At 47.1% G+C, this 24,199-nt stretch carries 21 protein-coding genes; 14 read left to right on the forward strand and 7 right to left on the reverse strand.

Going from position 1 to position 24,199, the window contains the following annotated elements; genetic code table 11:
* Positions 1-2 precede the first annotated feature (2 nt).
* From J3P35_RS17515 to J3P35_RS17550, 8 genes are all read left to right on the forward strand, one after another.
* Complete coding sequence (locus tag J3P35_RS17515) at positions 3-929, forward strand: glycosyltransferase family 2 protein (protein ID WP_210465972.1); 927 nt, start codon at positions 3-5, stop codon at positions 927-929.
* On the forward strand, positions 926-1,669 hold the full coding sequence (locus J3P35_RS17520; RefSeq protein WP_210465973.1) for a class I SAM-dependent methyltransferase: 744 nt from the start codon (positions 926-928) through the stop codon (positions 1,667-1,669). The genes J3P35_RS17515 and J3P35_RS17520 overlap by 4 nt, the downstream gene beginning before the upstream one ends.
* Positions 1,669-2,664 (forward strand): polysaccharide deacetylase family protein, encoded by a 996-nt coding sequence (locus tag J3P35_RS17525; protein ID WP_210465974.1) that lies wholly within the window; start codon positions 1,669-1,671, stop codon positions 2,662-2,664. The genes J3P35_RS17520 and J3P35_RS17525 overlap by 1 nt, the downstream gene beginning before the upstream one ends.
* 22 nt (positions 2,665-2,686) lie before the next feature.
* Entirely contained in the window at positions 2,687-3,583 is an 897-nt protein-coding gene (locus J3P35_RS17530; RefSeq protein WP_210465975.1) for a glycosyltransferase family 2 protein, read from the forward strand.
* Between the two features lie 27 nt (positions 3,584-3,610).
* Complete coding sequence (locus J3P35_RS17535; protein WP_210465976.1) at positions 3,611-4,618, forward strand: glycosyltransferase family 2 protein; 1,008 nt, start codon at positions 3,611-3,613, stop codon at positions 4,616-4,618.
* A 464-nt stretch (positions 4,619-5,082) separates the two neighbouring features.
* Positions 5,083-6,213, forward strand: coding sequence for an acyltransferase family protein (locus J3P35_RS17540; protein WP_246850424.1), 1,131 nt, complete (start codon positions 5,083-5,085; stop codon positions 6,211-6,213).
* Between the two features lie 147 nt (positions 6,214-6,360).
* Positions 6,361-7,344, forward strand: coding sequence for a glycosyltransferase family 2 protein (locus tag J3P35_RS17545; RefSeq protein ID WP_317195400.1), 984 nt, complete (start codon positions 6,361-6,363; stop codon positions 7,342-7,344).
* The gene (locus J3P35_RS17550) at positions 7,341-8,414 is read left to right on the forward strand and encodes a glycosyltransferase (protein ID WP_210465978.1); all 1,074 of its coding nucleotides are present in this window, start codon (positions 7,341-7,343) and stop codon (positions 8,412-8,414) included. Before J3P35_RS17545 ends, J3P35_RS17550 begins: the two co-directional genes overlap by 4 nt.
* 412 nt (positions 8,415-8,826) lie before the next feature.
* Here the strand turns inward: J3P35_RS17550 and J3P35_RS17555 are convergent, their stop codons facing one another.
* Positions 8,827-10,365, reverse strand: coding sequence for an ArnT family glycosyltransferase (locus tag J3P35_RS17555; RefSeq protein ID WP_210465979.1), 1,539 nt, complete (start codon positions 10,363-10,365; stop codon positions 8,827-8,829).
* Between the two features lie 643 nt (positions 10,366-11,008).
* Here J3P35_RS17555 and J3P35_RS17560 point away from each other — a divergent pair.
* The 6 genes from J3P35_RS17560 to J3P35_RS17585 all read left to right on the forward strand — a co-directional run bounded on the left by J3P35_RS17560 (position 11,009) and on the right by J3P35_RS17585 (position 17,895).
* Entirely contained in the window at positions 11,009-11,716 is a 708-nt protein-coding gene (locus J3P35_RS17560) for an HAD family hydrolase (RefSeq protein WP_210465980.1), read from the forward strand.
* Between the two features lie 504 nt (positions 11,717-12,220).
* Positions 12,221-13,240, forward strand: a complete 1,020-nt coding sequence (locus tag J3P35_RS17565; protein ID WP_210465981.1) for a UbiA family prenyltransferase — start codon at positions 12,221-12,223, stop codon at positions 13,238-13,240.
* Positions 13,241-13,305: 65 nt separating this feature from the next.
* The gene (locus tag J3P35_RS17570; RefSeq protein ID WP_210465982.1) at positions 13,306-14,742 is read left to right on the forward strand and encodes a GMC oxidoreductase; all 1,437 of its coding nucleotides are present in this window, start codon (positions 13,306-13,308) and stop codon (positions 14,740-14,742) included.
* 57 nt (positions 14,743-14,799) lie between these two features.
* A complete protein-coding gene (locus tag J3P35_RS17575) occupies positions 14,800-15,228 on the forward strand; it encodes a twin-arginine translocation signal domain-containing protein (protein ID WP_210465983.1) in 429 nt (142 codons plus the stop codon).
* A gap of 191 nt (positions 15,229-15,419) precedes the next feature.
* Positions 15,420-16,913 (forward strand): hypothetical protein, encoded by a 1,494-nt coding sequence (locus J3P35_RS17580; RefSeq protein WP_210465984.1) that lies wholly within the window; start codon positions 15,420-15,422, stop codon positions 16,911-16,913.
* 154 nt (positions 16,914-17,067) lie between these two features.
* Positions 17,068-17,895, forward strand: a complete 828-nt coding sequence (locus tag J3P35_RS17585) for a hypothetical protein (protein ID WP_210465985.1) — start codon at positions 17,068-17,070, stop codon at positions 17,893-17,895.
* Positions 17,896-18,185: 290 nt separating this feature from the next.
* On the opposite strand, the gene J3P35_RS17590 is transcribed toward J3P35_RS17585, so the two are convergent.
* The 6 genes from J3P35_RS17590 to J3P35_RS17615 all read right to left on the reverse strand — a co-directional run bounded on the left by J3P35_RS17590 (position 18,186) and on the right by J3P35_RS17615 (position 24,111).
* Positions 18,186-18,596, reverse strand: a complete 411-nt coding sequence (locus J3P35_RS17590) for a GtrA family protein (protein WP_210465986.1) — start codon at positions 18,594-18,596, stop codon at positions 18,186-18,188.
* A gap of 66 nt (positions 18,597-18,662) precedes the next feature.
* On the reverse strand, positions 18,663-19,493 hold the full coding sequence (locus J3P35_RS17595) for a hypothetical protein (protein WP_210465987.1): 831 nt from the start codon (positions 19,491-19,493) through the stop codon (positions 18,663-18,665).
* An 82-nt stretch (positions 19,494-19,575) separates the two neighbouring features.
* Positions 19,576-20,574 (reverse strand): hypothetical protein, encoded by a 999-nt coding sequence (locus J3P35_RS17600; protein WP_210465988.1) that lies wholly within the window; start codon positions 20,572-20,574, stop codon positions 19,576-19,578.
* A 158-nt stretch (positions 20,575-20,732) separates the two neighbouring features.
* The gene (locus J3P35_RS17605; protein WP_210465989.1) at positions 20,733-21,722 is read right to left on the reverse strand and encodes a glycosyltransferase; all 990 of its coding nucleotides are present in this window, start codon (positions 21,720-21,722) and stop codon (positions 20,733-20,735) included.
* An 80-nt stretch (positions 21,723-21,802) separates the two neighbouring features.
* The gene (locus J3P35_RS17610) at positions 21,803-23,272 is read right to left on the reverse strand and encodes a lipopolysaccharide biosynthesis protein (RefSeq protein ID WP_262897572.1); all 1,470 of its coding nucleotides are present in this window, start codon (positions 23,270-23,272) and stop codon (positions 21,803-21,805) included.
* Positions 23,273-23,280: 8 nt separating this feature from the next.
* Positions 23,281-24,111 (reverse strand): polysaccharide pyruvyl transferase family protein, encoded by an 831-nt coding sequence (locus J3P35_RS17615; RefSeq protein ID WP_210465991.1) that lies wholly within the window; start codon positions 24,109-24,111, stop codon positions 23,281-23,283.
* Positions 24,112-24,199: the final 88 nt, after the last annotated feature.

A 24,199-nucleotide genomic window follows, 5' to 3' on the forward strand; every position in this document is an offset into this window, starting at 1 on the left:
CCATGGAAATTACCTTTCAACCGGAGACAGAGACCAAGCGCAGCCCCCAAGGGCAGCCGCAGCCTGCTATGCCCCTGGTTTCGGTGGTGATTCCTTGTTTCAACCATGGCAAATACCTGCAGGAGGCGGTGGAGAGCATCTGGAGGCAAGGGTATCCGGCCACCGAGATTATTGTGGTGGATGACGGTTCAGTAGACAATACCCGCCAGGTTGCGGAAGCCCTGCCCGGCGTTATCTATGTGTACCAGGAAAACCAGGGCCTGTCCTCCGCCCGGAACACTGGAATCAGGCACAGCCACGGCGAGTTCCTGGTGTTTCTGGATGCCGATGACTGGCTTCTGCCCGGTGCCCTGGAAATGAACGTGCGACTGCTGAAGCAGGACCATAAACTGGCCTTTGTTTCCGGTGGGCACGACAAGGTGTTTGAGGAAGAAGGCATTACGAAAGAAGAGGTTACCCAGGTCACCGCAAACCATTACCTGCATCTGCTACAAGGCAATTACATAGGCATGCACGCCACAGTCATGTACCGCCGGTGGGTTTTTGAGGAGATGACGTATGACACCTCGCTCAAACGCTGCGAGGATTATGACCTGTACCTCCGCATTGCCAGAAAACATCCGGTCCTGCACCATACCGGCAAAATAGCGGCTTACCGGCTCCATACCACTAACATGTCGGGCAACATTCCGGGCATGCTGTCCACCACTCTGGATGTCCTGGACCGGCAACAAACCTGTTTAAAGACCCACCAGGAAAAAGAGGCCTTTAGTAGGGGTCATGAGATCTGGAAAGAATATTACTGCGATGAGCTTTACAAAAGCCTGATCACGGGAAAAGCCCCTGCTTCCGTGAAGGCCACCCGAACCCTGCTCCAATACAGGCCCATTCTATTGCTGAAGTTTATAGTTAAAAGTTTAGTGTCATGAAATCACAGATTAAAAAGTATACCCCTGCGTTCGGCCTCAGATTCTTGCAGAGAAACGGGTTCCTGAAAAACTACATCCCCGAAGTGAACAAGGTGGTACCCGGCGACTTTGGGCAGGTAAGGCCTTTCAGCACCCAGTTTGGCTATGACCGCGGGGGCCCCGTAGACCGCTATTACATAGAAAACTTTCTGCGCGCCGAAGCCGGCGTGATCAAAGGCCGGGCCCTGGAGATTGGCGACAATGAGTATACTTTAGGCTTTGGCGGCGCCAAGGTGACCCAAGCCGATGTCCTGCACATAGATGAAACCAACCCCAAGGCTACCTTCATTGGCGACATCAGCAATGCCCCGCAGCTGCCTGACAATACCTTTGACTGTATTGTCCTGACGCAGACCCTGCACCTGATCTATGACTTCAAGGGAGCGCTCCAGACCATCCACCGCATCTTAAAACCCGGCGGCACTTTACTGTTGACCGTTCCCGGCATCACGCCTATTGACCACGGCGAGTGGAAAGACATCTGGTATTGGTCCTTCACCGACAAGGCCATGACCCGCCTCATGGCCGAAGCCTTTCCTAAAGGAGAAATACAAGTGAATACGTACGGCAATGTTTACGTGGCCACCGCCTTTCTGTACGGCATGGGCCTACCCGAAGTACCCAAGCATCAGTTAGACCACCACGATCCCCATTTTCAGGTTATTATCACGGTAAAGGCCACCAAAGCAGCGGTTGAGTAATGAGAAGGTTGGTTTCAGCGGTCCGCAGGTATCTGGCGCCCAAGGCGGCAGTCTTAATGTACCACCGTATCTGTGATCCGGAGGCAGATATCTGGGAAATAGCCGTGAGCCCCGCCAACTTTGAGCAGCAACTCCAATACCTGAAAGCGCATCACCACGTCATTCCGCTGCAGGAAATGGTGGACAGATTGGCCGCGAACAAAATAAAAAGGAACAGCATTGCCATCACTTTTGACGATGGATACGCCGACAATTACCTGCAGGCCAAACCCCTGCTGGAGAAGTACGGCCTGCCCGCCACGTTTTTTGTCTCTTCCGGGAATATTGGGCAGGAAACGCCTTTTTGGTGGGATGAACTGGAGCAACTGATCTTGTTCACGGTGCGCTTGCCCCAGACTTTCACTTTAGAAGGTCAGAGCGAAATAGACCTGAAAGAGGTGCAGTTCCTCTCCAGTACTTTGCGGCATAAGCACACCTCTTGGAGAGCCTGTGAAGAGAAACCACCCACCTTGCGGGCCAAGTTGTTTTTTAAACTCTGGCAGCAACTGAAACCTCTTACCTATGCAGAACAACAAGAACACATGCAGCGGATAAGGGAATGGGCAGGCTTTACCGGGGAGACCAAGCCGGAGCTAAAAAGCATGACGCTGGAGCAACTAAAGGACCTTGGGCAAAACGCCCTCTTTACCATAGGGGCTCACACGGTGTCGCATCCAGCCCTGGCGTTTCACACCGCAGATTACCAGAGACGGGAACTAACGCAGAACCGCACCTTTCTGCAGGAGGTAACCGGCCAGGAAGTGAGTTTGTTAGCTTACCCCTATGGCAATTACAATGAGGAAACCCTCTCCTCGGTGGCAAGCCTCAAATTCAAAGCTGCCTTCACCACCGAGGAGAACCGCATTCAGAAACAGGCTAACCGGTACCGGCTGGGTAGATACCAGGTGAAGAATCTGCCTTTCCAGGAATTGAGTTCCACCTTTCATCCATGGTAATTCCAATATTGAACCTATTCACATGAGTACCGCTTCCTTACCCTTGGTTTCTGTCATTATCGCCTTTTTAAACGAGGAGCGTTTTCTGCCCCAGGCCATAGAAAGCGTACTTCGGCAGGAATATACCCATTGGGAATTGCTCCTGATAGACGATGGATCCACAGACCGTAGCACCGGCATTGCCAAAGATTTCGCCAGCCGATACCCAGGCAAGGTCTTTTACCTTGAGCACGAAGGCCACGGGAACAAAGGACTGAGCGCGAGCAGGAATTTCGGGCTGGGTAAAGCCCAGGGCCAGTACATTGCCATCTTAGACGCCGATGACGTGTGGTTACCGGGCAAACTGGCAAACCAGGTAGCCATCTTCCGGCAGCACCCAGAGGTAGCCATGGTGGCCGAAGGCTCTGTCTATTGGTATGATTGGGCAGACCCGCAAAAAGAGAACGTCACCATTTTAGTGGGCGCCCTGCAGGATCAGGTGTACCCGGCCCTTAAATTAATGGAGCACCTATACCCACTGGGTACCGGGGCTGCGCCTGTGCCGTCTGGCCTGATCATAGAGAAAGCGGCCTTCCAGAAACTAGGTGGCTTCGAAGACTCCTTCAGAAAGGAATTCGGGCTGTATGAAGACCAGGCTTTCCTGAGCAAGTTATACCTGAACGAGCAGGTGTATGTCTCCTCGGCCTGCAACAACCTGTACCGGCAACGCCCCGAATCTATTGTCTCCAGTGTGCATGCCGACGGCAAGTACCACGCTGTGCGCAATTACTTCCTACTGTGGCTGCAGGAATACCTCCAGAAAGAAAATATCACAGACAAAACCACCCACTCACTGCTGCAAAGGGCCTTGTTCCCTTACAAATACCCCCGCTTGCATTTACTCTCCAGTAAGCTTCTCAGGAAGCTGAGCAGATTGTAAAGCATAGATCTGATAACCGCCCACACTATGCCTGCGCTCACTGTTTTAATGCCCGTGTTTAATTCTGAAAGGTTCCTGGCACAGGCCATTGAAAGCATCCTGGACCAGACCTTCCATGATTTTGAGTTCCTGATCATTGATGACGGCTCCACTGACAAAAGCCAGGAAATCATCCGGTCTTATGCAGATCCCAGGATCAGGTTCCTGCACAACGAGCGGAACCTGGGCATTTCCCCTACCCTGAACAAAGGAATCACACTGGCCAGAACGGAACTGATCGCGCGCATGGACGCTGATGATATCTGTCACCCTACCCGGCTTGAGAAACAGTACGCCTACATGCAAGCCAACCCAGACTGTGCCATGGTTTCCTCTTTGGTGAGGGTGGTGTCTGAGACCGGGGAATTCCTGCGGCAGGATCAGTTTGACAGCCGGTACTTCTACTACAACCTCAACTTTGTCTGCTGGATTTATCACCCCACGGTGATGTACCGGAAAGGCGCCGTTCAGGAAGTGGGCATGTACACGGCGGCTTACTCAGAAGACTTTGAGCTATTCTGGCAACTGGCCAGAAACCATAAGATTCACAACCTGCCCGAGGCCTTACTTGATTACCGCATCACCAACCAAAGCCTGCACCAGGTTTTAAAGAAGCAGGAGTACGACCAGGCGCAAAAAGAACAGCTCCTCAGAAATTTCAGGTACTATGCCGGCGAAGATTATACCCTCCCAGATAAATACCTGGAGTGCCTCCAACATGACTTTACTTCTCTGTTGCAGGAACAAAGGGTAAGCAGCCTGTACCAATGCATCAAAGAACTACGCTTTCTAAACCAAAAGATTTTGGCCAAAGAGAACATCAACGCTGACCCAAAGGCCATGGCGGAGGCAGCTTATTACAAAGAAAGGTTTATTGTTTCAGCTTTGGTAAGGCAACTTCCCAGACACAAAGCAGTCTTGTTTCTCCTAAGCCTTGGAAAGATGAGGATGCTAAAGCAGTTAATTTCCTCTAAACTTCTTAGCCATAAGCCATAATTTTATAATTTTTTATTGTTAAAATTAAATAATCATCCTTATTTTTAAACCAAGGCTTAAACCTTGCAATTTTTTAGGAGTTTTATACAAACAAAAACAAAGAAGTTCTGAACGCCTATTTATAGGTAACTATACAATCTATACTATCAACCTCTGAGGATAATCTGCCGCCCTTGGGCAAAACAAAGGTTTCCTTAGTTGACGGTGCCACGGCCACGCGAATGCATGGATTTGAAAAGGAAGGATCACCCAAAAACGCAACCGCACCACCTCTAACCTTCATTGTCATTCAAAATAAACACCTGGTCCTGGTTTCTAAGGCATAGCAAAGCCAGCAGGCCCAGAAGAGCGTTTTGGCTGCCTTTTAAAAAATCATGCCTTAACTTCAGTATGGTTCTGCAGCAAGGCCAAAGGCCAGGAAGCTTTAGGAACCAGTAAAAAAAACAGACACCTTGGAAAATAAATTGTTAATCGGTCCGGACCTCAAAGTAAACAACTTTGATTTACTCAGATGCCTGCTTGCCGTCACGGTGATCTTCAGTCACTGGTTTGTTATCTATTACGGAAAGGGCATTGACACAGAACCCTTTATGATTTTCTCTAGGAATCAGATTGATTTAGGCAGTGTGGCGGTAAATGGCTTTTTCATCATCAGTGGCTTTCTAATCATACATAGCTATAAGCATAGTTCTTCCTTTTGGGCCTATTTAAAGAAAAGGGTACTCAGAATATACCCGGGGTTCTTCGTGGCTTTCATCATCAGCATGCTCCTTTTAGGCCCCTTGGGCACCTTTGACGTTGACCACCCCCAAGGGAACTTACTCCTGTATTTCCACTCCATCAGAAAGAAGCTTTTCCTGCTAAACCTTTTCACCATGCAAGCGCCTTTTGCTATCAGGTGCTTTATGACCTCCCCGCTACCCAACCAGATAAATGAATCTTTGTGGACCATCCAGTATGAGTTCATCTGCTATTTAGCGGTGCCGCTTTTCGCGTATGTGGGAATTTTCAAGAAAAGGTGGGTGGCTTTAGCTTTGTTCGCCTTGGCTTACCTGGTGCTGGCCCTGCAAGATTTCGCGCGGATATTCCTCTGGGAAAGCTATCAGGGTAAAATTATCAGCCACCCGCTCTACATGCCCCGGTTCTTTGCCTTCTTTCTGGCGGGGGCCTGCTTTTATTTGTTCAGGGAGAAGATAGCAAGAAGCTTTGGTTTGGTGGCGTTATCAATTTTGGGCTTGGTGATTTCCTGCGTTTGGTTTAAAGGTTTCAACCTGGTGGCTCCTTTTGCCTTAACGTACCTCATTTTCTACCTGGCCTACTTCCCTCGTTTCAACTTTCCGAGATTCACCAAACATGGGGATTTTTCTTACGGAATATATCTGTATGCCTGGCCAGTCCAGCAACTGTTCATGCTATTCATTGGAAGGGAATTGAGCTTGTTCAGCTTATTTCTACTTTCTCTGGCCACCACGGTATTAGCGGCCTATGCTAGCTGGCGTTTTGTAGAAAAGCCTTTCCTCCAGCTCAAAGACAGGCCCGGCTTTTTGTCGTTTATACCTTGGCAAAGACTACAGGTAATAGGTGCTAAAAAATAAAATAACTGAAAACTGATTGCTGCAAAGTCAGGTGGTCTTTTGGCCCGTTTTGAGAAAACAAGGGCAAAACGCCTTTCTGCTTTATCCAGGATCTACGGGATAGACCTTTTTGATTTTATAACTGCTTTTATACTTCAAACGCAAGCCGTGCTTCCAAGAATTCCATCATCGCCACCTGTTATACCGCCGGTTTCCACCAGGGGGGCGAGACCTTTGTGGTCGGTGATGATTCCGGTATATAACTGTGCGGCCTACCTACCCGAGACCCTGGAAAGTGTGATAAACCAGGCAATGCCGGAGCAGGAGATGCAGATAGAAGTAATTGATGATGCCAGCTCCGATGCCCAGGTAGAGGATCTGGTGCTAAGGATTGGAAAGGGCAGAATCAAGTATTTCAGGCAGCCGGAGAACGTAGGGAGTCTTCGCAATTTTGAGACCTGTATCAACCGCGCTACAGGAACTCTGGTACATATTTTGCACGGAGACGACCGGGTTCTCCCAGGTTTTTACCAGAAAATGGGATCCCTGTTCCAGAAATACCCACAAGCAGGGGCTGCTCTCTGTCGCTTCCGGTACGTGGATGAAAAGGGCCGCTGGCTTTATGACCAGACCCTTGAAATGGAAGAAGACGGAATCCTTAAGGATTGGCTGACCAGGGTAGCCGTTAGAAACCCTTCGCAGTACGCGGCCACCGTGGTAAAACGTGAGGTCTACGAGAGGCTGGGCAGTTTCTATGGCTTAACCTACGGCGAGGATTGGGAAATGTGGGTAAGGATTGCCAAACACTTCCCGGTAGCCTACACCCCCGACATCCTGGCTGATTACCGCAAACACCTCAGTTCCATCTCCAGCAACACGTTCCTGACGGGCCAGAACTCCCAGGACATGCTTAAAGTGATGGCGATGATTCAGGACCTACTCCCCCCCGAACACAGAAAGGAAATTCTCCAGAAATCAAAGAAATTCTATGCCCATTACGGTATAAGGGTGGCTAACCAGGTTTGGCATTCGGTGCAGAGCAAGGAGGGAGTGAAAGCCCAAATCAGGTATGCTTGGGGCATGCATTTTGATCCGCAGCTTCTTTGGGGCACTGCTAAAGTTTACTTTAAAATGACCTTTAATATTACATGAAAGCCGGCGTTTCTATTGTCATCTGCACATACAATGGCGAAAAGCTTCTGCCTGAAACCCTGCGCCATATTGCCCAGCAGCAGGTCCGGCCGGATGTGCCCTGGGAGGTCATCATCGTGGACAATGCTTCCACAGACGCTACCTCGGCGGTAGTGCGCGAGGAATGGGAGAAGTATGATGTTCCGGTCCGTTTCTCGTTACTGCACCAACCTAAACCCGGCCTGACCTTTGCTCGGGAGCTGGGATATACGCATGCGCAATTTGAGTACATTCTCCTCTGCGATGACGACAACTGGCTCAGCCCAGATTACGTGACCCTGGCCTTTGATCTGATGGAACAGAATCCCAAAATCGGGGTCTTGGGTGGGTACGGCGACTTGGTTTACGAGGAGGAACCACCCTACTTTGCGACGCAGGTCCGGCTGTTTGCCAACGGGCACCAGGCCCCTGAGTCTGGGAAAGTGGCCAAGAACACTGTTTACGGGGCCGGTTGTGTCCTCAGGAAATCGGCTTATGACCATCTTTTCCGCATCGGGTACCAACCCATTCTAACCGACAGACTGGCCTCGGCTTTGAGCTCTGGCGGGGACTATGAGATCTGCTATGCCCTGGCCCTTCTGGGCTACGACATTTGGTATGATGAGCGGCTCGCCTTTAAGCATTTCATGAAAAAGGAGAGACAAACCTGGGGCTATTACCTTAGGTACCTGAAGGAAAGCTCGGCTTGCTTTGAGGTTCTGGATGCCTACAATATCCTGGTAAACCAGGGAAGTCGGTCTGAGCTGGCTTTCAACTACCGCTTTTTGAAGGGGTTCCTATACTACGTTCAGGAGCTTCTTAGGCTGGTAGTGAAGCAAGGCGCCCTTGATCCCGCCTCTGACCAGGCCAAAATCAACAGCCTTCTCCTTCTAGGCTACAAAACCAGATTGCTGGGCTACCGGAAATATTTCAAGGTGCGGAAGAACTTCCATCGGTTGCTGCAGTTCAAAAATGAAAATCTCAGACTGAAGACAACCACAAAGGGTGAATCGGCTTTTCTACCACAGGAGTTAAAGCATAACCTCATTTAGCTTTCCCAGGATGGGAAGAGCTAAGCTAAGTTTACTCACTGGCCCCGCTGCCTAGAACTGATCTAATCTCTTGCTCAGGCACAAAACCATTGCAGCCGATTATTAGCCGTTTTTCTGGAAATAAGGAAAATACAGATTAGGTCTTAATTGAGATAAACCCAGAACCTGCTCCATCTGCTACCAGAGGCTTTATCATTTCAGCTCAGCTTTGGTTCTAAGGATTAGGTAATCCGTCTTTCTTCAGCCCTAATTCTCTCCCATCATCCTTACAAAGCAAAAGATCTTATACTGTTTAACAACAGGTGTAAGGCCTTCCGCTTTTGAGTTGAGAAGTCGTGTCCAAAGAGCCTTAAAGTCCGGTACTTTATACCCTATTCCAGGAAAATGGCCTTAAAACAGCCTATCGGCAAATTCAAGGGGCCAGTTGATATGATAAGACCACTGCATCTTTCCCCATAAACTTCTCCTCTCTTTCCTTGCCTAGATTGAAGAATGCCGCCTTGGGGGTTTGCCCGGGAAGGTAATCTTTATGGAAATACCAGGCGGGCTGCTCTACAAAGCCGCCAATGTTTACCCTTAGATAGGAGTCGTACAGATACCACAAGCGATTGTGTCCCTTAACTTGGCTGATGCCTGGAGATAGTTTCCGGAGGTACGTGTCCTCGTCTTCAGATACTGTTTTCAGGTCCTCTCCTTTCAAGGCAGTGAATTTAAGGTTGTAGGCCTCTTTGTAGTAGTCATACACATGCCACATATTCCAGTAGACGTACACTGCATCACCCTGCTTGAATTGGTCATTGATATACAAGAGCGCCTCCCGGCCTTTTTCCTTGTTCAGGAAATAGTCTGGGTTGGTTATTTCTCTTACAGCGTTGTACATGGGCGGGGCAAGGAGCAATGTGGCTAACAGAAGCTTTACCGCGGTTCTCCCCAATAAGAGGGCCAGGATCTCCTGGGCAGCGTAACAGATGAACATGATGAACATGGGTGCCAGAAACAGGACCAAGCGCTCATAAAAAGGATACTGCTTTAGACCAGAAGCCAAAAGCGCCAGCAAAAGCGGAAACACCAAAACACTGAACTTAGAAAAGCTTTTCCTGGCAAATAGTAGCATGCCCGCACCCAGCAAAGCCAACGGGAAAAAGCGAACAACAATAAAAGCGGCCGGAGAAGCCACCGCGAATTTGAAGGTCTGCCCCAGCGGATTCTTCACTATTTCATTGGCTTTCATGAAAAGCCATTTAGGCAAGGCCGTTGGGGAAAAAGATACCGGCAGATAAGCTTGGCAATACTTCTCAAAGAAAACCGTAAGCCACTGTGAATCCTGGTAGCGGCCCAGGAACAGCACATAAGTCACCGCAAAGCTGCATACCCATAAGCCAAAGGCGGGAACGTACCGGAGGGGAGCTTTCCAGCCTTCCTGACGCAGCATTTTCAGGGTCACAGCCATCCCTATCCCGGCCAGTACGAAGATAACGGAGTATGAAAACCAGAGCAGTAACGCCCCGGCCAATCCCCACACAAACAAGGCCTTCAGACTGCGCTTTTGGTGAAAGCGTACATACAAGAGCAGCGCCAGAACCGAAGCCAGCAACTCAGTACTGTACTGCTTGGCTTCCACTGAATGATACACAACCGGCGAAGCCAGGGCCAACAGCGCCACCGCCAACATAGCCGCCCAAGGTTTGAGGAAGTACCGGGCCACCGGCACAAACGCGAACAAAGCCGCAATGCCGCACAGCAAGGGGAACAGCCGAAGGGCCATCTCCCCTTTGCCCAGGACCTCTACTGCCAGGCGTTCCGCCCACAGAAAACCCAAGGGTGCCTTCTGTTCATAGGCCAAAGGCTGGGTGGCCAACTCCCAGAAGCTCATTTTGATAAGGCTAATGCCCAGGTAAAGCTCATCCCGCCAAAGAGATCGGTTATCAAAGAAGTGGAAGATCCTTATCAATATACCGGCTGTAACGACCAGGGAAGTAAATAAAGAAATAAGCCTCTCGGCAGCACTACGGCGCCCGGTTAACGGAAGAACCAGCTCCTCTTCAGGGTGGAGCACGGGAGCGCTAGGGGATGGCAGAGTCATACGTAATCTGATTAGTTTATCTGATTGAGTCGCGTTTTTCTTGAAAGCAGTATTAATTCTGCCTAACTATCTTATAAGGAATTAACCCCTCTCCTCACGCATTCCGCCTCATTTCTGGCTTGAATGGTTTACGCCATATTTTTGGAAAATGGGCCATAAAAGCAATCTATGCTTTCAATTGGCTGAATCTTTGCCCAAAATATTTAACACTATTCAACAATAATACCAGTAAAATTTAATTCTGTATAACTTTTATTTTATTTATAAAGTTTACATTATTATTCTCATAAGAAAGTATATACATTTACAAAGGAGGCATACTGGATGGAACAGAAGGAATTTGTAAGGCCTTCATTACGTAAGATCCTACCAAATACGTCCTGCAGTTTTCATAAGCCATCAAAGAGGAATGATGCACCTACTTTAGACACCAACTGCAATTCCCATTTTGGGCCTATTTTCCAAAAACGAGATGTAAAACAAATAAACGTGATTCATAAGCTTATTTGATATGCACAGTAATTCTACCATTGATTTAAATAAAATTACCACCATCATTTTTGATGTTGATGGCACCTTGTATGACCAGTCCAGGTTGCGCAAGAAAATGGCAGTGGCGCTGCTACGCTACTACGCCATAAGACCCTGGAAATTGAAAGACGTCCTGATCTTACATCATTTCAGGGCAGAGAGAGAGAAAATGGCTGGCGCAACGTGCGGTAATCTGGAAATGGCACAGTATGATTGGTGCGCCGCTAAAGGAAACTTCTCTTTAGACAGAATAAGGCAGGTAGTCAACCACTGGATGTTTCAGTTCCCCACTAAGTACCTGGCTGCCTGTACGTATCCAGGGGTGAAAAGCTTCTTCAAAGTGCTTCGGGAAAACAACATCAGAATTGGAATCTACTCTGATTATGAAGCGGTTGAGAAATTAAATGCCATGGACTTGGCCGCTGACCTGGTTATTTCCTCCACCCATAAAGACGTGGACCGCCTGAAACCCAACCCAGAAGGTCTTTTATATATTACCCAAAAACTGGGCGTTAAACCAGAAGAATGCTTGTTTATTGGGGATCGGGAAGAATTGGACGGAGAGTGCGCCAAAAGCGCTGGCATGCCTTACCTCATCGTGGACAAAAAGCCTTTCAACGAGTTCGACTTTTACCATGTCCTCACAAAGAAACTCCAAAGCAGCAAAGCAAAGCCTGAGTTTGTTTAGATTGTAGGGAAAGCAAAGCCCTGCCCACATTTACCGGTGACTTAGTCAGCTTCTTGCCCCAACAAGACTTTTGGATTCACGCACTTGGTCATGAAGCGCCATATAACAATCAAACCAACTTCAATCTAACCGAAAGTAGACTCCCTTCACGTTTACTCCTTTTCATATACAAGAAGAGCATTTAAATGGCAGGTCACTATTAGCCATACCTTCTATGCCATTACTGTTTTTCAGTTTGGGACAATAATTCTCATTTTGGGAATACTGCTTAATTAAGGTTAACATCAGATATTACAAAAACCAGGGCGAAATAGTATAATTTATTACCAAAATAAGCCTATTCAAATATTTAATCTATAAGTTTTATTCAATTAAATCTTGGCATGGTTTTAACCATGAAAGAATATATAATCTTATGGAGTACCCTCTCCAGACCAATCAATTCAACTGCAACTATCCTTATTCAAACATTTTATATAGAACGCAATAACATACAGAGAAACTATGTCACAAGCTGCTACCCTACCAGAAGCCTCCAATCCAGAAGTGGTTTTAAAGCCCGCAGGCTTTAAGGAGTACGTTGCCATTGCCCGGCCTGACCATTGGTTCAAGAACATCTTTATGTTACCAGGCATGCTCTTCGCCTTTATGGTCTATGACACTTCCTTGGATCTTACCCTACTGCTCAGAATAGTCATCGGGATTGTGAGCACTTGCTTGATTGCTTCAGCGAATTACACTATCAATGAGTACCTGGATGCCGAGTTTGACCGGTTCCACCCAGAGAAAAAGAAGAGATCTGCGGTAGTGACTGTACTGAGCCCGCTCTACGTGTACACAGAGTATGCATTGCTGGTGGTTTTGGGCCTGAGCCTCTCGTATTTCATCTCCATGCCTTTCCTGGCACTGGAGGCCTTCCTGCTTTTTATGGGCATCATGTACAACGTAAGACCGTTCCGCACAAAGGAGCGGGTTTACCTGGATGTTTTATCTGAATCGGTGAACAACCCCATCAGGCTCGCCTTGGGATGGTTCATTTTCGTGCCCACCGCCCTGCTGCCAGAAAGCATCCTGAACCCAGTTTGGGCCTTTATCCCGCCAAGCAGTATCATTGTCGCCTATTGGATGGGAGGCGCCTTCCTGATGGCCACTAAACGGTTTGCTGAGTACCGTTACATCAACAACCCGGAATTAGCGGGTCTGTATCGGAAATCATTCAAACGTTACACAGAGAACAGCCTGCTTATTTCCATGTTCTTTTACGCCATCACCTCGGCCTTTTTCCTGGGTATCTTCCTGATCAAAAACAAAATTGAGCTCCTGATCAGCTTCCCATTCTTCGCCTTGCTGTTTGCCTGGTATCTGCAGATTGGATTGCGCAAAGACTCGGTGGTGCAAGGCCCTGAGAAGCTACACAAAGAAACCTCTTTCATGCTTTATGTGGTGTTGTTCACTGCGTTGCTCATGGCCTTGGTTTACTTTGATATTCCTGCCCTGAACTGGTTCTTGAAACAGTCTTTTTAGCAAGCTACTGCCCCAGGTTTACATACCCTTTTGAAACTGATCAAAGCACTTAACCTTTTGAATTGATGAAATACACGTCTTACGATCTGGTGGTAATAGGCACTGGTTTCGCATCAACGTTTTTTTTGTATAAGTACCTGAGTAAAGCCCCGGCCAACGCCAAAGTTCTGGTTTTGGAAAAAGGGCACTTATTTCCGCATGCAGAGAGAGTGAAGGAAAGAAGGGGAGAAAAAACTGCTTATGCCAAGCTGAACCCAGACGCACAGGAGACTTATGAGAACCTCACTCCGGAGAAGCGGTGGATGTTTACGCAAGGCTTTGGGGGCAGTTCCAATTGCTGGTACGGCTGTACGCCGCGGTTCATGCCATCAGATTTCAAAATGAAGTCTCTGTACGGCGTTGCCAATGACTGGCCTCTGCAGTACGACGACCTGGATCCCTATTATTCACAGGTGGAGGAATTGATGTCTATCTCGGGCCCCGAAATAACTCCGTTCCCTAAAACCTCCAAGTACCCGCTCCCACCCCATCTGTTTACTACGGTAGACAAGATTCTGCACAAAGAATACGGGCACCTGTATATCAATCAGCCTACCGCCCGGGCCAGCGTGGCCGTAAACGGCCGCAATGCCTGCTGCGCCAGCACGGTCTGCCATGTTTGCCCGGTCAACGCGAAGTTTACTATTGAAAACTCAAAAATTGGCGTGTACGAAGACCCGAGGGTGGAAACCGTGTACGGCGCCCAGGTGTACAGCCTGGACCTGGAGCAGAACCAAGCCCGGAAAGCGAATTACTTCAAAGACGGGAAAGAGTACCATGTAGCCGCCGACATCTTCGCGCTGGGCACCAATGCTATCTTCAATTCCAACATTCTGCTGAATTCCGGGGACACAAACGCCTTTACCGGCAAAGGTTTGGGAGAACAAGTGGCGCTGGAGGCATCGGTGTACCTGGACAACCTGGAGAATGTGGGCGGAAGCACCTGGGTGAACGCCAACGGCTACATGCTGTATGACGGCGACCACCGCAAGGATTCCGCGGCTTGTCTCATGGAGTCTAACAATGCTCCCTACATTCGGCTGGAGCGCGGAAAATGGCGCCATCTCATCAACTTCCGGATGATCTTTGAGGACCTGCCTGAAGCCCGAAACTTTGTGGCCAAGTCCCAGGACCGCATGAAGCCGGCTATTACCCACAAAGGACCTTCTGAGTACACGCTTAAAGGGGTGGAGCACATGAAAGCCAAGTTGCCCTCCATCCTGGCCTGCCTGCCCGTGGAGAAGATTGAGTACTCACCGCTCATTGAATCCGAAGCCCACATTTTAGGTACCACCAGGATGAGCAAAACCGCTGCCGAGGGTGTCATTGACAAACACCTGATCCACCACCAATACCGCAACGTGTTTGTGTTGGGGAGCGGCAGTTTTACCACCTACACGCCGGCCAACCCAACGCTAACCTTGTCGGCCTTGTCCTTACATGCCGCCGATAAAAGCTTTTAACCTCAATACCCCTGAAAGACTAATAAGCAAGGCGCAAAGAGCATAACACTTACCGATATGAACAGACGAAACTTTCTAAGAATAACCGGTCTGGCCGGGGCAGCTCTGGTGGCTTTACCAAGCCTGGGCTTTATGTCTACTTCTATCAAAGACGCGGCAGTTGGCATCATCACCAAAGAACTGAGCTACCTTAAACTGGATAAGAAAGGCGTGGAGCAGTTCGTGGACGATTACTTTAAGGGCCATTATATCCAAAGTAGCCTCAAAACGCAGATCAACCTGAAGTCTTGCTATTACCTGGGGGTTGACGCCAATGAGTCTAGGCTGCTGTCAAAGCTGGTGCATAATTATATCGTCTCCACAGATTTTTTCATAAACAAAATGGATGAGAGCAAAACCGTGAAATACATTGGCGTGAATAAATCCTACAAAATGCCGTGCTCCAACCCATTTTCTTCTTTCTACTACCCTCCGGCAACTGTGTAGCGGACGCAAAGATTGCGGGCTGCATAAAGGGCTTGTCACCAAGGCACAAAGGATACACCAAAGGTAAGGAATGCTTTACTCAAATGCCTCCTGTGAGAAACTGATGATAGCTGCTGATGGCAGTACTGCAAAAAAGGGCAATTTAAAACTTATCATATAGAAGAAATTATACACTCATAATCAATGCACATATGAGCATTCCCTCGCTTTCCTTTAGACAAGCCTTTACTGCAAGAGACATCAACTATTACAGTTTCTTAAATGAGTATACCTCACCAGAGAAGTATAAAGCCTCTCTTCTGAAATACAAGATCTTCTGCTGCGTGTGGCCCATTGCCTCTATCTTCCACATGGCAAACTACAACGGGTTCACCCTCAACCTTACCTTCTTTCTGCTTACCAGCGCGGCCATCGCGCTCATGTCCAAGCCTTCTTCTATTCCCCGGTTGCTCATTTTCATTTCCATGCAGATGTTCCAGGCATGCCTGGATCTACCGGGCATTAGTAACCACTGGATTCTGACGGCCTTTGTCAACATCACCATCCTGCATTCTTTCATCTACCTGATCATCAAAAGGAAAAGCTTTTACATTGACAAAGTAGAGTTCCTCAACACCTTTGCGCCACTGGTGAAGATTGAGTTGATTGTGCTCTATTTCTATGCCGTTTTCCATAAACTGAACGCCGGCTTTTTTGATTTGGACTCCAGCTGCGCCGTTAGGTTCATATTGGCCCAGAACAACTACTACAATATTCTGCCCTCAGACAAAGCCCTGTTAGCGCTCAACATCTACGCGACGCTGTTCTTTGAAGCCATAATCCCAATTCTGATCTGTTTCCGGAGAACCCGCTATTGGGGTATTTTGGTAGGACTGGTCTTCCACTTCATAATTGCCTACAACCCCATCAACGGTTTCTATGACTTCTCCTCGGCGGTGTTTGCGCTTTACTTCCTGTTTACCAGCACCGCTTTCAGTGAGAAGATAAACACTCTGTACAATAACTTCATCAAGCGGAAAACGGTCCTGAAAAAGCATCTGCTTGAATTCAATATCATCAACTTTGTGCTGTTCACAGTATCCATCGTGTTCTTCCTGTTCCTGATCTACTACTACAACAAAGTGTTCCAGGACTATTTCCGGCACATAGTCTGGACCGCTTATGGCATTGGGTTTATCACGGTTTTTATCATGTCAATGAACGTGAAGGACAAAACCAATGAACCAAAAGCTTTTTCAGTGGCGCATTACACGCTTCTCTTCTTCCCGGTTTTGGTTTTCCTCAACGGTCTCTGCCCCTACTTGGGACTCAAAACTGAGTCTTCCTACGCCATGTTCTCCAACTTAAGAACCGAGGCCGGCATCTCTAACCACTACATTATTCCGGTAAGTGCCCAGATCTTTGACTATCAGAAAGACGTGGTGGAGATTGTGTCTACCTCTGAATATCACTTGCAAAACGTGGCCAAGGCAGATAAACTCATGACTTTCTTCCAGTTCAAGAGGTTTGTAAGAACAGAAAGGCCGGAGTTTGTCACCTACAAGCGCAACGGGGTTCTGAAAACGTTTGTCCTGAGTAAGGCCACTGCCAGTGATGAGTTGTTCCAGAAAGACAACTACCTCCTGGAGAAACTGATGATGTACCGATACTGGAACAAAAGCGGCATGCAGGAGTGCGCCCACTAAGGAAATCAATTTGCCTAACTCACAACCAGGATTGCCTCCCTTTAGGGTTTGTGTCCGAAAGAAGGAAATCCTTTTTGGAAACCCCGATTAAAAGCGTTATTGGCTTGTTTTTCAAAAATCACCCTTAAACTGTAAAGTATACATCCAGCTTTCAATGGAACATACATCCAGCGTAAACCCCTCAAAGGTCTTTGCCATTCTTCTTAAGCTTTTCTTGCTGGTGATCACTTTAAGTATGGTAGCCGTATCCCTTGACCATTACTTCAAGAACATCGCCAGCAACAACTCCATTGCGTCTAGCTACACTTTCAGGACCTACGTGGTGGGCATGTTTGACGCCAACGGAGAAAAGAACATCCCAACTTACTTTTCATTCCTGAACCTGGCCATCAGCGCGGGTTTGTTGTTTGTCATCGGTAAAGAAATAAGAGCGTCAGAGAAGCCAAGGTTTTACAAAAGATGGTATCTCTTGGGTTTTCTGTTCATGTTCCTGGCTCTGGATGAATTGCTGATGCTGCATGAAGTCATGGGATTGCCTTTTATAGCCTTGATCAAGTATCTTAACCAGGGGAATGACATTGCCTTGGTGAGGTTCACGGGCTTCATCCCGTACTTTCTGGTCTTGATCATTTCCTCCTTTTACTTTTTGCCCTGGTTTCTAGCCTTACCCGGCAAAACCATGATCGGCTTCATCATATCTGGGTCACTGCTGGTTTTTGGCGCCCTAGGTGTTGAAATGATTGGAGAGCTTATCATTGGCGCTTATGGCAAATACAGCCTTCCCTACAAGATAGCCACCAACCTGGAAGAATCTTTTGAGATGCTGGGCATCATCTACTTCATCAAATCACTTTTGGAGTACTTAAAAACAATCCAGGACTCCATTACCGTCACCTTTGATTTCAGGGAAAACAAAAAAAAGGCTCTGAAAGCTAAAGTAGCGCCCCCAGTTGTAAAGGAAAGGAGTACACATCTGATCTAATCAGGAAACTGACCTACTTAAACAATGAAGCCTTTCCCAAAGTTTGTTTCCGGGAAAGGCTTTATTGTTTGAGTAGGATGACTTGCGTTCTATTGATGGGCTACATTGTAGCAACGGCAAGTTGCTGAAGCCTTTCACCTTCTTCAGGCTGGATATATGGAAAACGGGTTGGAAACGATAGTAGCAGTTTCCTTCGCAAATTATTGGAAATGCTGGAAAGGATCTTTCCGATTAAGAGGTGGTTTCTTCTTTTGTTGTTCACCGTTACACCAAGGTTATTTATTCTGGCCTCAGCCTTTGAACACGAATACTTTTTTGGTGATAAAATTAAAAGCGGCTACCAAAAGAATGGCCAGGAATTTACCTGATTTAGGTTCCAGCGCCATCTTCTCCACAAACAGCCACAACAGGCCCTGGTTGATGAGCAAACCCGCAAGGGAGAAGAACATAAAAGCCAGAAACTCAACCCTGGAAGAATACTTGCCTGCCTTGAATACCCAAACCTTGGAGATAAAGTAGTTCAGAAGGATCGCCAGAATGGTTGAACTGAAATTGGCTACCATGTAATTGACATGGTAGAAGTCAAAGAGCACCACAAAAACCAGCATGTCAAATACAACACACAGGCCACCCACCAGGACAAACTTAATCATCTGGGCCAGCTTCTCCTGCTTGTCTATTCGCTGTATAAATGAAATCATGTGCGGTCCGTTTATTCCTGGTAATGAAAATAACTTGGTTATGGTTTTGGAGGGAATTTCCAGCGATTAATAAGTTAATATTGATTTCTGTTGATCCTTCACCTTTTCCATAGGAACTGCGTTGGTAGGTTCAGTTGGTGTGGTTTTATCAATAATGACATCCAGCACCACCCTATTCAATTCCTTCTGGTCTTCAAGGTACTTGATAAGCGAGTAGATGAAGAATATAACGCCTATCATCTCAAAAGACTCTTCCAGGGTAGTAATCAGTTTATAGATGGATAAGAGGTTATTGCTCACAATCAGGCCACTTACCATTTCCATTCCAACGGCGCCGGCCAGGAATAAAAGACCAGATAAGATAAACCGGTACAGGGTTTTTCCAGGCAGTGACAAGATAAACCGCAAGAAGTAAAAACCAACGAAGGCTAGCACCATCGCATAAGGCACAAACCAGGCAAAATGGAGCAGACCAATGTTTTCCTGCTGAAACAGATGTTGCAGCATGGTCCGCATGGGCTTAGCCGTGATTTCATGCAGGGCGAACAACTCATCTGTAGCCAGCCAGACAAATACCCAACCCATCCAATACCACTTTCTATGGAACAGTGGTGTGCTGCTTTTTTTCACAAAATTGGAGATCAGGAAAAGAAGCCCGGCGCAAAACAGCAGGTTCAGGGTTGAAAAGTAGGTGGGAATGTTCCGCTCCCCGTCAAAATAAAACATGCCGGTTACGTAGTACTGGAAAGTGTACCTTGAGGAAAGGTTTGAGCTGGTATAGTTATCCAGATAAAACTCCAGGGAAATGACCAGCAGGTTAACCACAAAAAGCAACAGGAATACCTTCAGTAAGAACTTAAACACTACGCCAGATTTCAAGTGATAAAAGTATTCCATATCAGGGAGGTCCATTAAAAGGTTAAACTTCTTTCTACATTAAAGCCAGGCGCATTGGCCTGCAAGGGTTAACGCTCTTTGGTTAAGAGGCCACTTTTGAAAATCTGTACTTGATTATCTTCACAAAGTCATCATTCAGGGGCATCCCCTTTAAGGCTTTGAAAGCGTATTTAAAGCCGTTTTTATAATCTTTTTCCCGCAGATAATTTTTGGTATTTGTCATCATCTGCTCATGGTAGATAAGCTTATCCAGTTTTTGCGTGATTCTTCTAACCGCTATCAGTTTCCGGTTTTTGTTTAGTTTCTTAAAACCAAGCGTAAAAAGCTCATTCAACCTGGGGTCTACCCTATCTTTGTAGTGCCAATAATGATTAATTACATCGCCTGAGGGCAATATCTTGGAAGTCGCGTTCAGGACTGCCGTAAAAGCCAATTGTTCGCTAATACGCCACTTGGTATTTAGGAAGAACTCATCTGACAGCGCAAATACATCGGGGATATACTTTTTCATGGAGTTAGGCAGCCCTATGACGCCTGCGTTCCAGACGTGTTGCAGACGGTTGAACTGCTCCTGCTTCCCGCCCACGGAAAAGGACTTACTTTCAATCAACCGTAAAAAAGAGCGGGGAAACTCCTGGGCATCCAGGGTGGCGGTGTTCAACCACTTGTAGACCTCCACCATCTCCTCATAGGTTTGCTCGCGCAGGTGCATGAAGCATTGCCCGGGCACCAAGGCACTAAAAAGTTTCTGCGGATTGGCGATGAAGAAGGTGTCTGTGTCAATATACAGAACATCCTCATTGGGGAATTGCTGTAAGGCCTTGTCAATCACCGAGATTTTAAAACGGTAAATAAGCCCGGACTTCTTTGTGCTCTCCTCAATCTCCGATATAGGAACCAGAACATAGGTTATATTGAAATCAACCAGATAGGGCTTAAAGTAGTCAGGATTATCGGTGTAGATGATGATCCGCACATCTCCTTTACTGTTCTCATACCAGCTCCAAAAACTTAAAACAGCAAAAAGCGTCCTTTTGAATTCAATTTCTTTACCATAACACAGCAAGACAACGTTCTTCATATTCTTTCTTTTACAGTTTTAAACAATTTAAAAGCGCAGAAAAGCAAACTACAATGTGGCTACTTAATTAACTCTTATCAATTTCGACTGATTGCTCTCCATATTTTTTCCTGCCTGATTTTTAGAAAACCCAGCAAATTCAAATACAGGTAAATATTTTAAGCTAAAAGAGATTCATAAAAAGCGATGGTCTCCCGAGAAACTGATTCGGGGTCCAGGCGAGAAATATCCGGGCCATTTTCAGCAGAAATCACTGATTCCTGCCTGATTTCTGCCATCCCCTTTTCCAAAACTTCCGCTGAAATATGGCCCTGGTAGGTTTTTATCCATTGGGGACCCACTAAATTTCTCAGTTCTTTTAAAGCCCACAAATCTGGGGCCAAGGTTGGTTTCCCGAAACTTAAATTAAGCAAAGCAGAACCAGAATTAAAGATTTTATTGTAGGGTGTCACCACCACATCAGCACAGTTAAAATACAGCTGCAGGTCTTCGTCTTTCACAAAGGAATTCACAAACTTTATATCCGCTGCATTCTCTAAATGCTTCTGTAATTCATCCCTGATATCTTCATGCACATTACCTGCAATGAGCAGCAAAGCATTGGGGTGATTCAAAGCCTTATAAGCCTCCACCAGCCCGGTTACATTTTTATAAGCCCTTATTTGCCCTAGAAACAGGAATACGAACTTGTCCATGGGCACCCCTAATTTCTCGCGGGCCAGGGCTTTCCCTATTTCATTCTTGTAATAGTTTCTATAGTGAGGATGGTAAATATGCGCGGTTTTCTTATGGCGGTTTCCGGCTGTTTTCTGCTTTATAAGCTCTAAACCCGATTGGTTAAGGCTAATAAAACCATCCACTTTCTTGTACATGAAATCATTCAGCTTTTTTTGCAAAGCCGGGAATTTGCCTTCATGATCCTCCAGATTATGGACGGTCCAAACTATTTTCTTATTAAAAAGCTTAATTAAATTAATAAAAGCAAAGAAAATATTCAGCCTGAGGTTAGCCCTAGCTTCACTCTCCCCAAAGATCACATTAGAAGGCCAATGAATATGGAAGATCTTGTAATTGTTTGACAAGGCATATTTGATACTGCTTCTTACCGCAAAATCAAATTCATAGATAGGATAACCTTGTTTTTCCATATTGCTATACAGAATATAGTTGTATGGATTCCCAGCTTTAGTTGACCATGCAGGGCAGGCAAGTATCCCAAACCTTTTCATTAATTATAAACTTTTTTTCTTTTTAATACCTTGCCCTGCACGGTATCCACCATATACTTTCTATACATTCCGGGCATAAAAACATAGAGCAAAGAGCAATAGGTACCGGCCCCTAAAAGCACCAGCACCACTAATCTAAATACCAGGGGAATTTGCAGCAGAAAGGAAGTAGCCTCCACCAAGGCAATCACCATCAGCAGTGCCGCCAATAGCGCCGGCAGCAATGATTTCACGTACTGCGTCCAGTTCAGGCCCGTAAGTTTAAGCGCGCACCAGACAGAAACCGGGTAAAGCAACAAGGCCCGTCCGGCAAAAGCCAAAGCCGTAGCCAAAAGCCCAAACCGGGTGAACACTACAAAGGCTGTCACGTTGGAGATGGCATATAGCAAGGTGAGCCTGGTTTGCCACTGGGGTTTGTTCTTGGCCACCATAATACTCTGGTTATAGTATCCTATGGAGGTCAAAAACCCGATGATGGTCACCACCTGCATGATAGGCACTGATTCTAGCCATTTTTCCCCTAAAATCAGCAGGGTAATGTCCTTTGACAGAACCGCAATACCGGCAAAAATTGGGGCCGTCACCATAGCCGTTAAAGTAGTGGACTGCAGGTAGATTTTGGCAAGCTCTGCGTCATTGTTCTGCAGTTTGGAGAAGGCAGGCAACGATACCCGAAGCAAAGCGGTGGAAATAACGGTATTCAACGTACTTGAAATACGTTTGCCAGTGGTGTAGATACCAGTTGAGACCGGCCCCAGGTAATAAGTGACAAAAAAGACGTCACTGTTCTGGTTGGCGGCGTTGCTGAGGTTGGTTAAGGCAATGTACTTACTGAAATGGAAGATTTCCTTCGCAGAGGCTTTGGATACATTCAGGCCCGGGCGCCAGGCGGTAGTAAACCAGAGCATCAGCAATTGGCTGAGGGCAGTGGTTAATTGCTGGGCCAGCACGCTCGTAACCCCATAGCCTTTCATCGCCAGAAAGACCCCTACCATTCCTCCCAGCCCTACCGAGATGATAGACCGGATAGCGATGGTTTTGAAGTCCATCCGGCGCCGGAGCCAGACTTCATGGATACTTGAAAGACCGGTGGTTAAGATGATGAAGCTGGTGGCCCGCATCACAATGGCCAAACCCTTTGACGAGGTCAAGTCCTCAAAAAAATCAGCGGTAAAGAACAGGAACAGGAACGCCGGAATGGAGCAGCCCACGCACAGCCAGAACCCGGTATTATAATCGGCTTCCACCGGATTCTCTTTTCTTATGATGGCGGTGACAATGCCATCGTTGATGACCGCCACGAAAATGTTGACGAAAACAAAGGAAAAGGAGAGCAGGCCAAATATCTCGGGCTCCAGCAGCCTGGCTAAAACCACAAATACCGACAAAGTAATAGCCTGCCGAAAGAAGTTATCTATTATAGCCCAAACTGTTCCTTTTAAAAAAGTTTTACCTGAATTCTCGGCCATTTAACTTCCTATTTCTCCCAAAGGTCAATTGGGAATGCACTTAATAATTTAGCCGCGTCAAAGGTTGGGGCCGGCATGCCGCCCATTTCCAACGCCTGGGCCACGGTGGTAGCGAATTGAACTTCACCCCTGCCGGTGCCCATGAGGTAATCATTGTACTTGAACAGGTTTTCCGTCTCGGTGAACCTGATGTAGCAGGCCGGTATGCCATAGGCTTCGGCAATGATCAAACCATGCAAGGAACTGGCAATCACAAACTCGGCCTTCAGGATCTCTTCCACGCACTTGTTCCAGCCCCAGATAGGTGAAATAACATTCTCCAGGCGCAAGGCCTTCACAATCTTCAGATCATGTAAATTGGGTACCACCACATATGGTTTCTGCGGATTTTTCTGAAAACGGCCTGGAAACAGGTGAGGCAGTAGCAAGGCCGGGTCTCCGTATACTTCCGGTACCGAGATCCCCCGGTTTATCAGAAACTCACGAGTAAGCGGTCCGCGCACCGCCCGCACATCCAGGTTGGTAAAGGTATGTTCGCTTACATCTACCTTCCCGTTGACGCCAGTACCCCAGATGACGTCATTGTCACCGGCGAAATGCAGCACCGAACCGATCGCCAGCATGGTACGCTGCCGCTTGGTTTCCTCGTCCAGCAAATGGTTTCTATCCGCAAGGATTTTGGACACAATCACCTTAGACAGGTGGTCTCCAAAATTGAGGCTGCCATCCAGAGGCTTCCAATAGTAGAGTTTTACGTGGTTGAAATTCAGGTCTCTGGATACGGTCTCAGCGGGCTTTGAGAAAGCCAGCCTTCTCTTTATTCTTTCAGATAGAAACATAATGGTATATCTTCTTTTGCAGGGATAAAGAGAAGCGAGAACTTCTTCCATCTCCCGGGATCATAGGCACATAAATGAATGCCTTTCG

It is taken from the genome of Rufibacter roseolus, from assembly GCF_017916365.1.
Lineage (GTDB): Bacteria > Bacteroidota > Bacteroidia > Cytophagales > Hymenobacteraceae > Nibribacter > Nibribacter roseolus.

Bases quoted from the DNA above. Each gene is read 5' to 3' on its own strand.
- J3P35_RS17520 (WP_210465973.1), top strand. From the start codon at position 926: ATGAAATCACAGATTAAAAAGTATACCCCTGCGTTCGGCCTCAGATTC.
- J3P35_RS17615 (WP_210465991.1), bottom strand. From the start codon at position 24,111: ATGTTTCTATCTGAAAGAATAAAGAGAAGGCTGGCTTTCTCAAAGCCC.
- J3P35_RS17590 (WP_210465986.1), bottom strand. From the start codon at position 18,596: ATGATTTCATTTATACAGCGAATAGACAAGCAGGAGAAGCTGGCCCAG.
- J3P35_RS17550 (WP_210465978.1), top strand. From the start codon at position 7,341: ATGAAAGCCGGCGTTTCTATTGTCATCTGCACATACAATGGCGAAAAG.
- J3P35_RS17525 (WP_210465974.1), top strand. From the start codon at position 1,669: ATGAGAAGGTTGGTTTCAGCGGTCCGCAGGTATCTGGCGCCCAAGGCG.
- J3P35_RS17565 (WP_210465981.1), top strand. From the start codon at position 12,221: ATGTCACAAGCTGCTACCCTACCAGAAGCCTCCAATCCAGAAGTGGTT.
- J3P35_RS17515 (WP_210465972.1), top strand. From the start codon at position 3: ATGGAAATTACCTTTCAACCGGAGACAGAGACCAAGCGCAGCCCCCAA.
- J3P35_RS17575 (WP_210465983.1), top strand. From the start codon at position 14,800: ATGAACAGACGAAACTTTCTAAGAATAACCGGTCTGGCCGGGGCAGCT.
- J3P35_RS17570 (WP_210465982.1), top strand. From the start codon at position 13,306: ATGAAATACACGTCTTACGATCTGGTGGTAATAGGCACTGGTTTCGCA.
- J3P35_RS17580 (WP_210465984.1), top strand. From the start codon at position 15,420: ATGAGCATTCCCTCGCTTTCCTTTAGACAAGCCTTTACTGCAAGAGAC.
- J3P35_RS17530 (WP_210465975.1), top strand. From the start codon at position 2,687: ATGAGTACCGCTTCCTTACCCTTGGTTTCTGTCATTATCGCCTTTTTA.
- J3P35_RS17595 (WP_210465987.1), bottom strand. From the start codon at position 19,493: ATGGAATACTTTTATCACTTGAAATCTGGCGTAGTGTTTAAGTTCTTA.
- J3P35_RS17600 (WP_210465988.1), bottom strand. From the start codon at position 20,574: ATGAAGAACGTTGTCTTGCTGTGTTATGGTAAAGAAATTGAATTCAAA.
- J3P35_RS17560 (WP_210465980.1), top strand. From the start codon at position 11,009: ATGCACAGTAATTCTACCATTGATTTAAATAAAATTACCACCATCATT.
- J3P35_RS17610 (WP_262897572.1), bottom strand. From the start codon at position 23,272: ATGGCCGAGAATTCAGGTAAAACTTTTTTAAAAGGAACAGTTTGGGCT.
- J3P35_RS17605 (WP_210465989.1), bottom strand. From the start codon at position 21,722: ATGGAAAAACAAGGTTATCCTATCTATGAATTTGATTTTGCGGTAAGA.
- J3P35_RS17585 (WP_210465985.1), top strand. From the start codon at position 17,068: ATGGAACATACATCCAGCGTAAACCCCTCAAAGGTCTTTGCCATTCTT.
- J3P35_RS17535 (WP_210465976.1), top strand. From the start codon at position 3,611: ATGCCTGCGCTCACTGTTTTAATGCCCGTGTTTAATTCTGAAAGGTTC.